Annotated in this window: 13 protein-coding genes; all 13 read right to left on the bottom strand. The window is 71.5% G+C overall.

Annotated elements, in window-relative coordinates; genetic code table 11:
- Window positions 1-49 precede the first annotated feature (49 nt).
- Complete coding sequence (gene glyA / locus AB0E88_RS19150; protein ID WP_361631742.1) at window positions 50-1,294, bottom strand: serine hydroxymethyltransferase; 1,245 nt, start codon at window positions 1,292-1,294, stop codon at window positions 50-52.
- Between the two features lie 431 nt (window positions 1,295-1,725).
- Window positions 1,726-2,403 carry a protein-tyrosine-phosphatase gene (locus tag AB0E88_RS19145; RefSeq protein WP_361631740.1) on the bottom strand — a complete coding sequence of 226 codons (678 nt, stop codon included), beginning with the start codon at window positions 2,401-2,403 and terminating at the stop codon, window positions 1,726-1,728.
- Complete coding sequence (locus tag AB0E88_RS19140) at window positions 2,400-3,047, bottom strand: L-threonylcarbamoyladenylate synthase (protein WP_361631738.1); 648 nt, start codon at window positions 3,045-3,047, stop codon at window positions 2,400-2,402. The genes AB0E88_RS19145 and AB0E88_RS19140 overlap by 4 nt, the downstream gene beginning before the upstream one ends.
- A gap of 52 nt (window positions 3,048-3,099) precedes the next feature.
- On the bottom strand, window positions 3,100-3,945 hold the full coding sequence (gene prmC, locus AB0E88_RS19135; RefSeq protein ID WP_361631736.1) for a peptide chain release factor N(5)-glutamine methyltransferase: 846 nt from the start codon (window positions 3,943-3,945) through the stop codon (window positions 3,100-3,102).
- Between the two features lie 29 nt (window positions 3,946-3,974).
- Window positions 3,975-5,042 carry a peptide chain release factor 1 gene (gene prfA / locus AB0E88_RS19130; RefSeq protein ID WP_361631734.1) on the bottom strand — a complete coding sequence of 356 codons (1,068 nt, stop codon included), beginning with the start codon at window positions 5,040-5,042 and terminating at the stop codon, window positions 3,975-3,977.
- A gap of 110 nt (window positions 5,043-5,152) precedes the next feature.
- Window positions 5,153-5,374 (bottom strand): 50S ribosomal protein L31, encoded by a 222-nt coding sequence (gene rpmE / locus AB0E88_RS19125; RefSeq protein ID WP_190013247.1) that lies wholly within the window; start codon window positions 5,372-5,374, stop codon window positions 5,153-5,155.
- 241 nt (window positions 5,375-5,615) lie between these two features.
- Complete coding sequence (locus tag AB0E88_RS19120) at window positions 5,616-6,752, bottom strand: LCP family protein (protein WP_361631732.1); 1,137 nt, start codon at window positions 6,750-6,752, stop codon at window positions 5,616-5,618.
- A gap of 370 nt (window positions 6,753-7,122) precedes the next feature.
- Window positions 7,123-9,120 (bottom strand): transcription termination factor Rho, encoded by a 1,998-nt coding sequence (gene rho / locus AB0E88_RS19115; protein ID WP_361631730.1) that lies wholly within the window; start codon window positions 9,118-9,120, stop codon window positions 7,123-7,125.
- Window positions 9,121-9,540: 420 nt separating this feature from the next.
- The gene (gene thrB, locus AB0E88_RS19110) at window positions 9,541-10,458 is read right to left on the bottom strand and encodes a homoserine kinase (protein WP_361631728.1); all 918 of its coding nucleotides are present in this window, start codon (window positions 10,456-10,458) and stop codon (window positions 9,541-9,543) included.
- Between the two features lie 287 nt (window positions 10,459-10,745).
- Window positions 10,746-11,804, bottom strand: coding sequence for a threonine synthase (gene thrC / locus AB0E88_RS19105; RefSeq protein ID WP_361631726.1), 1,059 nt, complete (start codon window positions 11,802-11,804; stop codon window positions 10,746-10,748).
- 6 nt (window positions 11,805-11,810) lie between these two features.
- A complete protein-coding gene (locus AB0E88_RS19100) occupies window positions 11,811-13,100 on the bottom strand; it encodes a homoserine dehydrogenase (RefSeq protein WP_361631902.1) in 1,290 nt (429 codons plus the stop codon).
- Window positions 13,101-13,364: 264 nt separating this feature from the next.
- Complete coding sequence (gene lysA / locus AB0E88_RS19095; RefSeq protein WP_361631724.1) at window positions 13,365-14,756, bottom strand: diaminopimelate decarboxylase; 1,392 nt, start codon at window positions 14,754-14,756, stop codon at window positions 13,365-13,367.
- A 19-nt stretch (window positions 14,757-14,775) separates the two neighbouring features.
- Entirely contained in the window at window positions 14,776-15,795 is a 1,020-nt protein-coding gene (gene nrtL, locus AB0E88_RS19090) for an ArgS-related anticodon-binding protein NrtL (protein WP_361631722.1), read from the bottom strand.
- Window positions 15,796-15,840: the final 45 nt, after the last annotated feature.

Below are 15,840 nucleotides of genomic sequence, written 5' to 3'. Positions count from 1 at the left end.
CGGTGCGCCTACCCCGGTCGCGACGGGATACGGCTTGGCGTCGCACACATCACGCCGGGTACGGCGGGAACGCCCCGGTCAGTTCGCGCACCTCGTCCCGGATCCGCTGGGCGTCGGCCCCGTCGCGCAGGGCCGCCGCGATCAGCGCCGCGACCCGGACCATCTCTGCCTCGCCCATGCCCTGCGTCGTCACGGCCGCCGTGCCCAGGCGCAGACCGCGGTCGTCGGCGTGGGGAAGCGCACAGCAGTCCATGATGATCCCGGCCGCGGCGAGCCGGCCGCGGGCGGTCCGGCCGTCCACGCCGAGGGGCGCGGGGTCGGCGGTGATCAGGTGTGTGTCGGTGCCGCCCGTGGTGACGACCAGTCCCTCGGCGGCCAGGTGACCGGCGAGGACGCGCGCGTTGGACACCACCTGATGGGCGTACACGGAGAACGCCGGGGTTGCCGCCTCACCGAACGCGACGGCCTTGGCGGCGATGGTGTGCATCTGGGCGCCGCCCTGGGTGAAGGGGAACACGGCCCGGTCGACGCGTTCGGCCAGTTCCTCGCCGCACAGGATCATCCCGCCGCGCGGCCCGCGCAGCACCTTGTGCGTGGTGGCGCACACGATGTCCGCGTACGGCACCGGGCTGGGCGCGGCGCCCCCCGCGACCAGGCCGATGGGGTGGGCGGCGTCGGCGACGAGATAGGCGCCCACGTCGTCGGCGACCTCGCGGAAGAAGGCGTAGTCCGGGTGGCGCGGATAGGCGATGGAGCCGCACACGATCGCCTTCGGGCGGTGGGCGCGGGCCAGCGTGCGGACCTGGTCGTGGTCGATGAGGCCGGTCTCGGCGTCGACGCCGTAGGGGACGAAGTCGAACCAGCGGCCGGAGAAGTTCGCCGGGGAGCCGTGCGTGAGGTGACCGCCGTACGGGAGGCCCAGGGCGAGGACCTTGTCGCCGGGGCGCAGCAGGGCGGCGTACGCGGCGAGGACGGCCGAGGAGCCGGAGTGCGCCTGCACGTTGGCGTGGTCGGCGCCGAAGAGGCTCCTCGCCCGGTCGATGGCGATGCGCTCGGCGACGTCGGCCATCTCGCAGCCGCCGTGGTGGCGGGCGCCGGGGTAGCCCTCGGCGTACTTGTTGGCGAGCGGGGAGCCGAGGGCGGCCAGGACGGCGGGCGAGGTGAAGTTCTCGGCCGCGATGAGCTGGAGCGTCGTCGCCTGCCGGGTGCGCTCCGCGAGCAGGATGTCGGCCAGCTCGGGGTCCTGGTGCCGCAGGGTGTCTTCGGCGGCTTCGGTGGCGTGGGTGACCGTCATGGTGGGCTCCGGGCATGGCGTCGACGGTGACGTACGTCCACGGTAAGCCTGCGGCGGCTCGGGGGGCGCGGTGCGTGCGGCCGAGCGGGGGTCTCGTGTGCTGGTGCGGGTGGGGGGTGCCGGGCGCGGCGCGTGCGGGTGGGTGGGGGTTGCCGGGCGGGTGCGGGTGCGTGGTGGCTGGTCGCGCAGTTCCCCGCGCCCCTGGGTGGGCTGCGGTGCCGTTGGTCCCAACCGCGGGCATGCGTGCCGCCTGGGGCGGCACGGGTGGGCTGGGGGTACCCCCTGCACGTAGTGCTTGGGGGAGGCACCCGGCCAGCGCCGGTGAGCACCCCGGCCCCCGGCCGGCACCGACACCGGGTGCGAGGAAACGCCGGGCGCGCAGCCCAACGGCACAACACCCGGAAACGCCGGGTAACTGAAGCCAACGTCGACTACATCCGTGCCGGTACCCCCGTCAGGGCCGTGACCACCGGGTCCAGGGCCTCGCTGATCTCCTCGCCGACGCTGCGAAAAAAGCCCAGCGGCGCCCCGTACGGGTCGTACACCTCGTCCGCCTCGGCCGTCGGCGCCTGGAGCCACCCGCGTAGAGCCGCCGCGGCCCGCACCAGCGCCCGCGCGCGGTTGACCACGCCGTCCTCCAGCGGCGGCAGCGTCGCGGGGTCTATCGCCCGCACCAGCCGCGTGAACTCCTTCAGCGTGAACGTGCGCAGACCCGCCGAGTGCCCCATCGAGATCACCTGGGCCCGGTGGTCCCGGGTCGCGGTGAGGACCAGGTCGGCCCGGATCACGTGCTCGTCGTGCAGCTCACGGCCCTTGAAGCCGGACGCGTCGGCCCCGTAGTCGGCCAGCACCGTCTCGGCGTGGGACTCCATGGGCGCGCCCTCGTGGCCCCAGGTGCCCGCGCTCTCCGCGATGACCGGGCCGCCGAGGACGCCGAGCCGCTCGGAGACGAAATGCCGGGTCAGCCGCTCGGTGATCGGCGAGCGGCACACGTTGCCGGTGCTGACGTGGAGGATGCGGAAGGTGTCGCGAGGGAAGCCGAAGGTCGTGGTCTCCTCCCCGTTGAAGCCCCCGCCGGCTATGCCACGCCCCGCGTCAGGGGCCGTCAATTCGCCACCTCGAGGTCGGGTACGACCTTGCGCAGCTCCTCCGGGGAGAGGGCGCCTTCGCGCAGGAGGACGGGCACCTCGCGGGTGACGTCCACGATGGAGGACGGGATGTTGCCCGGCGTGGGCCCGCCGTCCAGGTAGACGGAGACGGAGTCGCCGAGCATCTGCTGGGCGGCGTCACAGGTCTCCGGCGCCGGGTGCCCGGTGAGGTTCGCGGAGGAGACGGCCATCGGGCCGAACTCGGTGAGCAGCTCGATGGCGACCGGGTGCAGCGGCATCCGGACGGCCACCGTGCCGCGGGTCTCGCCCAGGTCCCACTGCAGGGACGGCTGGTGCCGGGCGACCAGGGTGAGCGCACCCGGCCAGAACGCGTCGACCAGTTCCCAGGCCTGCTCGGAGAAGTCCGTCACGAGCCCGTGCAGCGTGTTCGGCGACCCGATGAGGACGGGGCTGGGCATGTTGCGCCCACGGCCCTTGGCCTGCAGCAGGTCCCCGACGGCCTCCTTGGAGAACGCGTCGGCGCCGATGCCGTACACCGTGTCCGTGGGGAGCACCACGAGTTCGCCGCGGCGGACGGCGGAGGCGGCCTCGCGCAGACCCGTCACACGGTCGGTCGCGTCGTTGGTGTCGTATCGCCGAGCCATAACTAGCGGGCCTCCTCGTACACGTACTGCGGGGTCGAAGACTGGGTGGTGCTCACGGCAGCGCCTTGCGGGCGGTGGCGAAGCGGGGGCGGTTGTTGAGGTCGGGGTGGTCGGCCGCGTCGGCCCAGCCCTTCTCCTCGGTGAAGATCCACGGCACCTGGCCGCCCTGCGTGTCGGCGTGCTCGACGACGACGAGGCCGCCGGGGCGCAGCAGCCGGTGCGCGGTGCGTTCCAGGCCGCGGATGAGGTCGAGGCCGTCCTCGCCGGAGAACAGGGCGAGCTGCGGGTCGTAGTCGCGGGCCTCGGGGGCGACGTACTCCCACTCGGTGAGCGGGATGTACGGCGGGTTGGAGATGACCAGGTCGACCTGGCCGTCCAGGTCCGGGAAGGCGGTCAGGGCGTCGCCCTGGCGCAGCTCGACCCGGGAGCCCTCCATGTTCTTGCGCGTCCAGTGCAGGGCCTCGTCGGACAGCTCGACGGCGTACACCCGCGAGCGCGGCACCTCCTGGGCGAGGGCCAGCGCGATGGCGCCGGAGCCGGTGCACAGGTCGACGATGCACGGCTCGACGACGTCCATGGCCCGCACGGCGTCTATGGCCCAGCCGACCACGGACTCGGTCTCCGGGCGCGGTACGAAGACGCCGGGGCCGACCTCGAGCTCGAGGTAGCGGAAGTAGGCCCGGCCGGTGATGTGCTGCAGCGGCTCGCGCTGCTCACGGCGGGCGATGACCTCCCAGTACCGGGCGTCGAAGTCGGAGTCCTTCACGGAGTGCAGCTCGCCGCGCTTGACGCCGTGCACGAACGCGGCGAGCTCCTCCGCGTCGGTGCGCGGCGAGGGCACGCCCGCGTCGGCGAGCCGCTGGGTGGCCTGGGCCACCTCTGCGAGCAGCAAATTCACGCACGTCCTCCGGAGGTACTCGTAGTGGCTTACGCGGCGGCGAGCTTCGCGGCCGAGTCCGCGTCGACGCAGGCCTGGATCACCGCGTCGAGGTCGCCGTCCAGGACCTGGTCCAGGTTGTACGCCTTGAAGCCGACGCGGTGGTCGGAGATGCGGTTCTCCGGGAAGTTGTAGGTGCGGATCTTCTCGGAGCGGTCGACGGTGCGGACCTGGCTGCGCCGGGCGTCGGCGGCCTCCCGCTCCGCTTCCTCCTGTGCCGCGGCGAGCAGCCTGGAGCGCAGGATACGCATCGCCTGCTCCTTGTTCTGGAGCTGGCTCTTCTCGTTCTGGCAGGAGGCGACGACTCCGGTCGGCAGGTGCGTGATGCGCACGGCGGAGTCGGTGGTGTTCACGGACTGCCCGCCGGGGCCGGAGGACCGGTAGACGTCGATGCGCAGGTCGTTCGGGTTGATCTCGACCTCGACCTCTTCGGCCTCGGGCGTGACGAGCACGCCGGCGGCGGAGGTGTGGATGCGGCCCTGGGACTCGGTGGCGGGGACGCGCTGGACGCGGTGCACGCCGCCCTCGTACTTCAGGCGGGCCCACACGCCCTGGCCGGGCTCGGTCTGGCCGCGGGTCTTGATGGCGACCTGGACGTCCTTGTAGCCGCCGAGCTCGGACTCGGTGGCGTCGATGATCTCGGTCTTCCAGCCGACGCGCTCGGCGTAGCGCAGGTACATGCGCAGCAGGTCGCCCGCGAACAGGGCGGACTCGTCGCCGCCGGCGCCGGCCTTGACCTCGAGGATCACGTCCTTGTCGTCGCTGGGGTCGCGCGGGACGAGGAGGAGGCGCAGCTTCTCCGTCAGCTCCTCGCGCTGCTTGTCCAGCTCCTTGACCTCGGCGGCGAAGTCGGGGTCCTCGGCGGCCAGCTCGCGCGCGGTGGCGATGTCGTCACCGGCCTGCTTCCAGGAGCGGTACGTGGCGACGATCGGGGTGAGCTCGGCGTAGCGCTTGTTCAGCTTGCGCGCGTTGGCCTGGTCGGAGTGGACCGACGGGTCGGCGAGCTTCGTTTCCAGGTCGGCGTGCTCGCTGACGAGTTCCTCGACGGCCTCGAACATCTTGGGCTCCTGCTACTGCGTGGTGAGGGGGAAGGCGGGCGACCAAAAACGCCGGTCCCGGCGCACACGCCACGCGGGCGTGCGGCCGTGGACCGGCGAAAAGGGGCTCGCTACTTCTTGGAGCCGGCGGCCTTGCCGAAGCGGGCCTCGAAGCGGGCCACACGGCCACCGGTGTCGAGGATCTTCTGCTTGCCCGTGTAGAACGGGTGGCACTCGGAGCAGACCTCGGCCCGGATGGTGCCCGAGTCGATGGTGCTGCGGGTGGTGAACGACGCGCCGCAGGTGCAGCTGACCTGCGTCTCGACGTACGCGGGGTGGATGTCGCGCTTCAAGGTGTCTCCTAGGTTTCGGGAGGGCGCCGGGTCGCCTGCCGCGGGGTGCGGGGGCGTGAACCGGAGCCGACGTACCAGTCTGCCAGGACTGGTGCCATCCTCCCAAACCGGGGGTGCGGCTGTTCTATTCCGGGAGGGCGCCCAGGGGGTGGGGGGTCTGTCGCCGGGGGCGGGTGCCGGTTGGTCGTGGCTGGTCGCGCCCACGCGGCGGAGCCGTGCATCGGCACAGCCCCGCGCCCCTTCAGCCGGCCACGACGCCGTTGGCCTCGCCTGTGGCCGTTCCCGTCGTGGCCGACTTCGGGATCGGGCGGTCGTTCTTCAACGCGTCCCACACCAGCTGGGCCTTCGCCTTCTCGACCAGGACGCGGTTGCCGTTGTTCGGGTCGTACTGGACCGGCATGGTGACCATCGTCATGTTCGCGGGGCTGATGCCCTTCAGGCCGCTCGCGAAGGACATCAGGGAGTTCACCGAGCCGAGACCGGAGTCGGCGGTGACGGCCTTGGTGGAGGTGTCGGCGAGGTCGTAGAGCTTCTTGGGGCTGGTGAAGACCCCGATGTCCTTGACCTGCTTGACCAGGGCCTTGATGAACGCCTGCTGGAGCTGGATGCGGCCGAGGTCGGAGCCGTCGCCGACGCCGTGCCGGGTGCGGACCAGGCCGAGCGCCTGCTGACCGTCGAGGCGGTGCGTGCCGGCCTTGAGGTTCAGATGGCTCTCGTGGTCGGCGATGTCCTTGGTCGTGGTGATCTGGACGCCGCCGAGCTCGTCGATGAGCTTCTGGAAGCCGGCGAAGTCGACCTCCAGGTAGTGGTCCATGCGCACGCCGGTGAGGGACTCGACCGTCTTGACGGCGCAGGACGCGCCGCCGGTGGAGTAGGCGGAGTTGAACATCACGCCGTGCGCGGCGTCGTGGGTGGTGCCCTGGCTGTCGGTGCAGGCGGGGCGGTCGATGAGGGTGTCGCGCGGGATGGAGACCACGCCGGCCTTCTTGTGGCCCTTGTACACGTGGATGATCATCGCCGTGTCGGACCGGGCACTGCCGTCGTCCGCGCCGCCGCCGAGCTTCTTGTTGCTGCCGGAGCGGGTGTCGGAGCCGAGGACGAGGATGTTCTGCGAACCGTTGTCGACCTTCTGGGGCCGGTCGGTGCCGAGCATCTGGTTGATGTCGATGCTCTTGATGTTGCCGTTGAGCTTGAAGTAGACGTACCCGAGGCCGGTGCCCCCCAGCACGACGATGCCCGCCGCCGTCCAGGCCGCGATCAGGACGCCTCTGCGCCTGGCGCGGGGCTTGCGGCGGCGGCCCTTGGCTCGACGGCCCGGGCCGCTGCTGTCTCCGGGCGCCTCGGGTATGCCGGGACCCGGCGTGCTCTCGGCGGTCATGTGCTCCTCAGCTCGTCTGGGATCCATGGTCGCCCCGATTGGTCAGACGGGGAAACTCGGGAAAGGGTTGCACAACACCCCGTGACCGAAGCGCGCAAAGATGGTCACTCTCCGTCATAAAGAGAGCCCGTCTTACGCCGCTCACCTGCACGTTTCCCCGACCGTCACCGAACGGGCGCAAACAGGTCGCTGTGGCACAGATCGCAGCAGACGGCGAAGGGCCGCCCCTCATGACGAGGGACGGCCCTTCACACGCCCGAGGGGCGCGGGACTGCGTCTGTCAGCGGCTACCGCCGCGTGGGCGCTGACCGGCCACGGACGAGCCGCAGCCGATCGACGACCCGACGGATCGCCTCACCTGGCGGAGCGACTAGTCGCCGTTGCCCGGGGTCGGCGTCGTCTTCTGGATCTGCATCAGGAACTCGACGTTCGACTTGGTCTGCTTCATCTTGTCGAGGAGCAGCTCGATCGCCTGCTGCTGGTCCAGCGCGTGCAGGACACGGCGCAGCTTCCAGACGACGGCCAGCTCCTCGTTGCCGAGCAGGATCTCCTCCTTGCGGGTACCGGACGCGTCGACGTCCACCGCCGGGAAGATGCGCTTGTCGGCGAGCTTCCGGTCGAGCTTGAGCTCCATGTTGCCGGTGCCCTTGAACTCCTCGAAGATCACCTCGTCCATGCGGGACCCGGTGTCCACCAGCGCGGTGGCGAGGATGGTCAGCGAGCCGCCGTCCTCGATGTTGCGGGCCGCACCGAAGAAGCGCTTCGGCGGGTAGAGGGCCGTGGAGTCGACACCACCGGACAGGATGCGGCCGGACGCCGGGGCGGCCAGGTTGTAGGCACGGCCCAGACGGGTGATGGAGTCCAGCAGGACGACCACGTCGTGACCCAGCTCGACGAGGCGCTTGGCGCGCTCGATGGCCAGCTCGGCGACCGTGGTGTGGTCCTCGGCCGGGCGGTCGAAGGTCGAGGAGATGACCTCGCCCTTGACCGACCGCTGCATGTCGGTGACCTCTTCCGGACGCTCGTCGACCAGGACGACCATCAGGTGGCACTCGGGGTTGTTGTGGGTGATCGCGTTGGCGATCGCCTGCATGATCATGGTCTTGCCGGTCTTCGGCGGGGCCACGATCAGACCGCGCTGGCCCTTGCCGATCGGCGACACGAGGTCGATGATCCGGGTGGTCAGCACGCCCGGGTCCGTCTCCAGGCGGAGGCGGTCCTGCGGGTAGAGCGGGGTCAGCTTGTTGAACTCCGGGCGGCCACGGCCGTGTTCGGGCGCCATGCCGTTGACCGAGTCCAGGCGGACCAGCGCGTTGAACTTCTCGCGGCGCTCGCCCTCCTTCGGCTGGCGGACCGCGCCGGTGATGTGGTCACCCTTGCGCAGGCCGTTCTTGCGGACCTGGGCGAGGGAGACGTACACGTCGTTCGGGCCCGGCAGGTAGCCGGAGGTCCGGATGAAGGCGTAGTTGTCGAGGATGTCCAGGATGCCCGCGACCGGGATCAGGACGTCGTCCTCGTTGATCTGCGGCTCGGTGGTCATCTCGTCGCGGCCACGGCGGCCACGGCGGTCCCGGTAGCGGCCGCGACGGCCACGGCGGCCGCCCTCGAAGTCGTCGTCGTCCTGCGGGCCGTTGTTGCGGTCCTGACGGTCCTGGCGGTCCTGGCGGTCCTGACGGCCGCCGCCCTGCTGCTGGCCCTGCTGCTGACCGCGCTGGCCGCCCTGCTGGTCGTCGCCCTTGCGGCGGTCGCCGCGGTCACGGTCACGGCCACGCTCACGGCGGTCGCGGCGGCGGCCCTCGCCACCCTCGCCGGCGTCACCCTTGGCGTCGCCCTGGGGCTGCTGCGCGGGCGTGTCGGCCTTGGGCTCGCTCTTGGCCTCGGTGGCGACCGTCTCGGGGCTGCCGGCCTCGGCGGTGGCGCGGCGACGCCGGCGCTCGCTCGGGGCGTCGTCGGACGCCGGCTGGCCGGGGATCTCGATCTGCTGCTGGGCGACGGCCTTCTCGGCAGGGGCCTGAGCGGCCTTCTCCGCCTTCTGCTCGCCGTCCGCGGTGGCCTCACCGGTGCGGGCCTTGGAGGTGGCGCGGCGCTTCGGCTTGCTCTCGGCGGCGGGCTCGGCGGCCTTGGGAGCGCTGCCGGAGGCCTGCGCCTCCTTGATGACCTCGATCAGCTGGCTCTTGCGCATCCGCGCGGTGCCCCTGATGCCGAGGCCCGAGGCGACCTGCTGCAGCTCGGCCAGCACCATGCCCTCGAGGCCGGTACCGCGGCGCCGCCGGGAGCCGGCACCGGAGGCAGGCGCGGAGGCGTCCGTGGCGGGCGCGGCAGCGGTCTCCTCGACACGTGCGCCCATCAGATCGGTGGTGTCGCTCACGAAGGGTCCTTCCCTGGAGCGGACGTCGGCCTGTCTGGCTCGGCGACCGGTTGTGCTGTCCGACTCCGGTCCTTGCTGTGTGGACGGAGCCGGGGCGGTGGTCCGCCAAAGCGGCGGAAGAAATTTCTGGTGATGGCGCTACCTCGAGCCGTGGCACCCAGTGTCACGTGGCGTGGTCGCACCGATTCCGGAGCTCCCCCAGAGGGGGTACCCCCACCATCGGACCGCTCAGTGCCCGCATACGCCGTACTGCCCAGATACGACGTACGAAACACGGTGCGGCGTGGGGAGCTCCCGGAAGAATGTCTGTCCCGGACGGGGACACGAGGCACCTCGCCATGGTGGGGTCGGGTGCAGACCTGAGATTAACACTACCGGATCCAACAAACATTCCCCCTCTCTTAATCCGGCAAGCGTGTGTCAGGTCGCGAGCGGCAGCACACTCGCGCCCTTGAGGTCCAGGCTCAGCCGGTTGGCCGCCCAGTCCGCGCCCGCCAGAGCCTCGATCTTGTCCGCGCCGGCCGCGTCGGCGAACGCCATGACGGTGGGTCCGGCTCCGGAGATGACGGCCGGTACGCCGTCGGCGCGCAGCCGCTCCACCAGCGCCGCGCTCTCCGGCATGGCCGGGGCGCGGTACTCCTGGTGCAGGCGGTCCTCGGTGGCCGGCAGCAGCAGCTCGGGGCGCCGGGTGAGGGCCTCGACGAGCAGCGCGGCACGGCCGGCGTTGGTGGCGGCGTCGACATGCGGAACGGTGCGCGGGAGAAGACCGCGGGCGGTTTCCGTCAGTACCGGCTTTCCGGGCACGAAAACCACCGGAACGATGGAATCGGCTGGCTCGAGCCTGATCGAGCGGGCGGCGCCGGATTCCATCCAGGCAATCGTGAAACCGCCGAACAGACAGGGGGCCACATTGTCCGGATGGCCCTCGATCTCGGTGGCCAGTTCCAGCAGCGCGGCGTCGTCGAGCCTGGACTCGCCGCCTATGGTCACGGCGCGGGCGGCGACGATGCCGGCGCAGATGGCGGCGGAGGAGGAGCCGAGGCCGCGGCCGTGCGGAATGCGGTTGGCGCAGACGATCTCCAGGCCGCGCGGCTGGCCGCCCAGGGCGTCGAAGGCGGTGCGCAGGGAGCGGACGAGCAGGTGGCTCTCGTCGCGCGGCAGGGTCTCGCTGCCCTCCCCGGCGATGTCGATGTGCAGCCCGGAGTCGGCCACCCGGACGACGACGTCGTCGTAGAGCCCCAACGCGAGGCCGAGGGCGTCGAAGCCCGGGCCGAGGTTGGCGCTGGTGGCGGGGACGCGCACCCGGACGGCGGCGGCGCGGAACGCTGGACCGGCCATCGCTCGTTGACTCTCCTTGAGCTGCGTGATGGTCGAATGAATCTCGATAGGTGCCGAGAACCCTGGGGCCGCACGGGACGCGCGGCACTGCGGCACATGCGGTGGGGGGCATATGCGGCGGGCGGGTTGAGTACAGCCTATCGAAGGAAGGTTCTGTGGCGACATAGGGCGCACAGGAGGCGCACGATGCGTGTCGCGAGCCCCCTGTGCCCCGTCATGGGGAAGCTTCCCAGGTCGTGGGCGTTCACGCCCGGACCTCGGTGAGGCCCGGGCGTGTGCCGCTCGGGCTACGCGAGGCCGAGGCGCTCGGCGGCGGTGGCGGCGTCGACGGGGACGGTGACCGGCTGCGGAGCACCGGCGACGGCCCAGTCGGGGTCCTTCAGGCCGTTGCCGGTGACGGTGCACACGATCTTCTGGCCCGGGTCGACCTTGCCCTGCTCGGCGGCCTTGAGCAGACCGGCGACGGAGGCAGCGGAGGCGGGCTCCACGAACACGCCCTCCTGAGACGCCAACAGGCGGTAGGCGCGCAGGATCTCACGGTCCGTCACCTCGTCGATGGCACCGCCCGATTCGTCCCGCGCCGCCAGCGCGTACTCCCAGGAGGCCGGGTTGCCGATGCGGATGGCGGTGGCGATGGTCGAGGGGTCCTTGACGACCTCGCCGCGCACGATCGGAGCGCTGCCGGAGGCCTGGAAGCCCCACATCCGGGGCGTACGGGAGGCGATGCCGTCGGCGGCGTACTCCCGGTACCCCTTCCAGTACGCGGTGATGTTGCCGGCGTTGCCGACCGGCAGGACGTGGATGTCGGGCGCGTCGCCCAGCATGTCCACGATCTCGAAGGCGGCGGTCTTCTGGCCCTCGATGCGCACCGGATTGACCGAATTGACCAGCGCCACCGGGTAGTTGTCGCTGAGCGCACGGGCCAGCGTGAGGCAGTCGTCGAAGTTGCCGTCGACCTGGAGGATCTTCGCGCCGTGCACGAGGGCCTGGCCCATCTTGCCCAGCGCGATCTTGCCCTGCGGCACGAGCACGGCGGACACCATGCCGGCGCGCACCGCGTAGGCGGCGGCCGAGGCGGAGGTGTTGCCGGTGGAGGCGCAGATGACCGCCTGGGCCCCCTCCTCCTTGGCCCGCGTGATGGCCATGGTCATGCCGCGGTCCTTGAAGGACCCGGTCGGGTTCGCGCCCTCAACCTTGAGGTGGACCTCGCAGCCCGTGCGCTCGGAGAGCACCTGCGCGGGCACGAGCGGCGTGCCGCCCTCGCGGAGCGTCACGACCGGCGTGGTGTCGGATACCGGCAGCCGGTCCCGGTACTCCTCGATGATTCCGCGCCACTGGTGGGTCATTGCTGGTTACTCTCCTTCAACCCGCATGATGCTGGCGACACCCCGCACGGTGTCGAGCTTGCGCAACGCCTCGACGGTCCCGTTCAGGGCCGCGTCGGACGCGCGGTGGGTGACGACGACGAGGGAGGCCTCGCCGTCCTTGCCCTGCTGGCGCACGGTGTCGATCGACACCCCGTGCTCGGCGAAGACGGTCGCGACCTGGGCGAGCACACCCGGTTTGTCCGCCACGTCGAGGCTGATGTGGTAGCGCGTGACGACGTCGCCCATGGGCGACACCGGCAGGGCGGCATACGCCGACTCGCCGGGCCCGGTGGACCCGGTGAGCCGGTTGCGGCAGACGGCGACGAGGTCGCCGAGCACGGCGGAGGCGGTCGGCGAACCGCCGGCGCCGGGGCCGTAGAACATCAGCTGACCGGCCGCGTCGGACTCGACGAACACGGCGTTGTACGCGCCGCGCACGGAGGCGAGGGGGTGGGTCAGCGGAATCATCGCGGGGTGCACGCGCGCGGTGACGGACCGGCCGTCGGCGGCCCGCTCGCAGATGGCGAGCAGCTTGATGGTGCAGCCCATCTCCTTGGCGGAGGCGAAGTCGGCGGCGGTGACCTCGGTCATGCCCTCGCGGTAGACGTCGTCGAGGCGCACGCGCGTGTGGAAGGCGATCCCGGCGAGGATGGCGGCCTTCGCGGCGGCGTCGAACCCCTCGACGTCGGCGGTCGGGTCCGCCTCGGCGTATCCGAGCGCGGTGGCCTCGTCGAGGGCCTCCTGGTACCCGGCGCCGGTGGAGTCCATCTTGTCGAGGATGAAGTTGGTCGTGCCGTTGACGATGCCGAGCACCCGGTTGACCTTGTCGCCGGCGAGGGACTCGCGCAGCGGCCGGATCAGCGGGATGGCGCCGGCGACGGCGGCCTCGTAGTAGAGGTCCCGGCCGTGCGCCTCGGCGGCGGCGTGCAGGGCGGCCCCGTCCTGGGCGAGCAGGGCCTTGTTCGCGGAGACGACGGAGGCGCCGTGCTCGAAGGCGGTGGTGATGAGGGTGCGGGCGGGCTCGATACCGCCGATGACCTCGACGATCACATCGATGTCGCCGCGTTTGACGAGGGCGGTGGCGTCGGTGGTGACGAGGGCCGGGTCGATGCCCTCACGGACCTTGCCGGGGCGCCGCACGGCGACCCCGGCGAGCTCGACGGGGGCGCCGATCCGGGCGGCGAGGTCGTCGGCGTGCGTCGTCATGATGCGCGCCACCTCTGAGCCGACCACTCCACAGCCCAGCAGCGCCACCTTCAGCGGACGCGTACGCATCATCCGACCTCGTTTCCTCATACCGTCTACGGTTGAACCAGTCTCACTCACCGGACGGGATTTTCTGCCCTTGGTCCGGATTGTGAGACGTTTATTTCATTTCCGGACGGGGTGGAAGCCGGAAGATCTTCCGCCGCCGTCCGGGGCGCATCCGCCCGTCACCGACATCGAGTGTGGCCCGACACCGAGCATCACCCGATACCGGGCGTCACCCGACATCGAGCGTCACCCGAACCCGATACCGGGCGTCTCCGACATCGAGCGTCACCCGACATCGAGGCGGAGGAGGTCTTCCTCCGTCTCCCGCCGGACGATCACCCGGGCCTCGCCGTCCTTGACGGCGACCACCGGCGGGCGGAGCACATGGTTGTAGTTGCTGGCCATCGACCGGCAGTACGCCCCGGTCGCGGGGACGGCGATGAGGTCGCCCGGCGCCAGGTCGGCCGGCAGGAACGCGTCGCGCACCACGATGTCGCCGCTCTCACAGTGCTTGCCGACGACCCGGGCGAGCATCGGCTCGGCGTCGGAGGCGCGGGAGACGAGGGCGACGCTGTACTCGGCGTCGTACAGCGCGGTGCGGATGTTGTCGGACATGCCGCCGTCGACGGAGACGTAGGTGCGCAGCCCGTCGAGCGGCTTGACGGTGCCGACCTCGTACAGGGTGAAGGCGGTGGGCCCGACGATGGCGCGCCCGGGCTCGACCGAGATCCGGGGGGTGCGCAGCCGTGCGGCCTCGCACTCCCGCGTGACGATCTCGCCGAGCGCCTTGGCGATCTCGTGCGGCTCACGCGGATCGTCGTCACTGGTGTACGCGATGCCGAGCCCGCCGCCGAGGTCGATCTCGGGCAGCTCGACTCCGTGCTCGTCACGGATGTCCTTCAGCAGCCCGACCACCCGGTGGGCGGCGACCTCGAACCCGGACATGTCGAAGATCTGCGACCCGATGTGCGAGTGGATCCCGATCAGTTCGAGCCCGTCGAGCTGGAGCGCCCGCCGCACAGCCTCGGCGGCCTGTCCGCCGGCGAGCGGAATGCCGAACTTCTGGTCCTCGTGGGCGGTGGCGATGAACTCGTGCGTATGCGCCTCGACGCCGACGGTGATCCGGATCTGGACCCGCTGCCTGGTGCCCAGCTCCTGGGCGATGTGGGCGACGCGGACGATCTCCTGGAAGGAGTCGAGCACGATCCGCCCGACGCCGGCCTCGACGGCCCGGCGGATCTCCTCGCTCGACTTGTTGTTGCCGTGGAAGGCGATGCGCTCGGCGGGCATCCCGGCGGACAGCGCGGTGGCCAGCTCCCCGCCGGAGCACACGTCGAGATTGAGCCCCTCCTCGTGCAGCCAGCGCACGACGGCCCGGGACAGGAACGCCTTGCCCGCGTAGAAGACGTCGGCGTCGGGCCCGAAGGCGGTACGCCAGGCGCGGGCACGGGCCCGGAAGTCGGTCTCGTCGAGGATGTAGGCGGGGGTGCCGTGGGTCTCGGCGAGCGTCTTCACATCGATCCCGCCGACGGTGAGCACGCCCTGGTCGTCCCGGCCGACGGTCTGCGCCCACACCTTGGGGTCGAGGGCGTTGAGGTCGGTGGGCGGGGCGGAGTAGTGGCCCTCGGGGAGGACGTCGGCGTGACGGGGCCCGGCGGGATGTGCGGAACGGCTCATGTCTGGGTCTCTTTTTGGCTCAGAGGTGGTCGGGTGCGTCGATGCCGAGCAGGGACAGGCCGCCGGCCAGCACCGTCCCGGCGGCTTCGGCGAGCGCGAGCCGGGCGCGGTGGGCGGCCGAGGGTTTCTCCTCACCGCGCGGCAGCACGCCGGGCAGCAGCGCGAGGGTGGTATCGGCGACGGTGACGAGATGCCGGGCAAGCCGGTCCGGGCCGCGGTGGGTGAGAGCGGCGCGCAGGATGCGGGGGTGGTCGGCGAGGGCGGTGAGGAGGGGGGTATGCCGCTCGGGGGCGTCGTTCTGCTGCTCGAGGGCCCCCGGCTCGGGGCCGAATCCGAGATCGGCGGCGTTGCGGTGCAGGGCCCGGGTGCGGGCGTGGGCGTACCGGACGCGGAAGAGGGGGTTGGTCTCCCGCTGGACAAGATGATCGGCGGTGATCCGCGGCCGGTCGTGCGGGGCGGGATGGAGCAGCGCCCAGCGCGCGGCGTCGGGGCCGAGGGGGGTGGGGTCCTCGGGGGCGGGGAGGGGACGGAGATTCACGTCCGGCGCGTCCCCGTGACCGATCCCGTGGCCGATCTCGTGACCGATCTCGACGCGTGCGCCTTGCGTGGCGGCGATCCGCGCGAGGGCGTCGGCGACGACTTCGGCACGGATCTCGTAGGGGACGCGGAGTTCGGTGACCTGCCCGGCGAGGGCGTCGGTGTGGCCGTACGCGAGCCCGTCGCGCAGGATCCGCCGGACGAGGTCCGTGCCGCTCGCCTCCGCGAGGCTGATGTTGAGGAACCCGGGCCCGGTGATCTCGACGCGGGTGACGCCGTCGGCGTGGACGAGGCGGTCGCGGAGCACTTCGGCGACATGACGCGGAGGCCGGCCGGCGGGGCGGGCGAGCTGGAGGGCGATGTTGGTGGCGTAGTCCCCGCACCCTCCGGGCCCCGGCACGGTGACCACGGCCCGCTCGGGAACGCTCACGGTCAGCGCCCCCTCGTCGACAGCACGACGCACCGCGCACAGCACGGTACGGGAGAGCTCGACGGGGGTCACGGGACAAGCGTAGGGGAGGAGGGGGGTGGGTAGGCGAGCGGGTTT

Source organism: Streptomyces sp. NPDC028635 (assembly GCF_040637635.1).
GTDB lineage: Bacteria > Actinomycetota > Actinomycetes > Streptomycetales > Streptomycetaceae > Streptomyces.
The sequence above is the reverse complement of the archived record's forward strand: the minus strand, read 5'-3'. Positions and strand labels throughout refer to the sequence as shown.